An 875-nucleotide genomic window follows, 5' to 3' on the forward strand; every position below is an offset into this window, starting at 1 on the left:
CTAAACTCATAATTATCATAGCCTATATTTTTAATTTTTAGTTTTCCTCCTGCTCTTATTTCTCTTCCCTTTAGCTCACATCTTCCATTTACACCACCTTTTTGAAGTTCATTTAGCTTACTTTCACCCTTTTTATAAGCTTCATTATCGCTTTTTGGTTCTGATATTTGCATTTTATATACATTTTCCCCACTTCCTACTTTTATGCTTTTTATCTTTGCTTCACTCATACTTTGCCACTCTAGTATTACTGCTGTGTATTCATTTCTGGAGCTTTCAGAGATTTCTAGAGAATAAAGCTCACTAAGTTCTATGTTATAGCTAGGCAGTGCGGTGCTTTTTTGTGTAATGTTTGCTGCATTATCTCCTATCTTACCATCTTTTGGCAGAATTATTAGTGTATTTTCTTTTATGGTGCAGATAAACCCTAACTCAAAGCACCAAGAATAAAGAAACTCTAAATCACTCTTATTGTTTTGCAAAACTGAAACCACTCTAATATCTTCTCCACTTGTTCTAATTTTAAATTGATTTTCTTTAGCGATTGTGGAGGCTATGTTAAAAAGAGAGCTATTCTCAAAGCTTCTAGTTTTCTTTTGTTTTATTCCTCCTCCTATCCCCTTAGCACTAAAATTTATTGCAGTTGCTCTAATCTCTGTGGTGTTGCTTGTATAATTTTTAGATAAAGTATTTACGCTAAAAGTTCCGCATTTATAAAGCTTCTCATATCCTAACCACAATTCTAAACTATCCCCAAAAAGTGGCTTAGAATATAGTCCAAAAACACTAAAGCTTATCTCATCACTCTCATCTTTTTCTTTATCCTCATAGCTTAGGCTTATGAGATTTTTAGAAATCTTTTGTGTGATGTCTTT

General features: G+C 32.7%; 1 protein-coding gene. It reads right to left on the reverse strand.

Features of this window, described 5'->3' with window-relative positions:
* Positions 1–875, reverse strand: an 875-nt coding sequence (locus tag B6S12_RS10720; protein WP_111230734.1) for a phage late control D family protein, incomplete at both ends; no start/stop codon positions are given.

The organism is Helicobacter valdiviensis (assembly GCF_003245365.1).
GTDB classification, from domain to species: Bacteria; Campylobacterota; Campylobacteria; order Campylobacterales; family Helicobacteraceae; genus Helicobacter_D; species Helicobacter_D valdiviensis.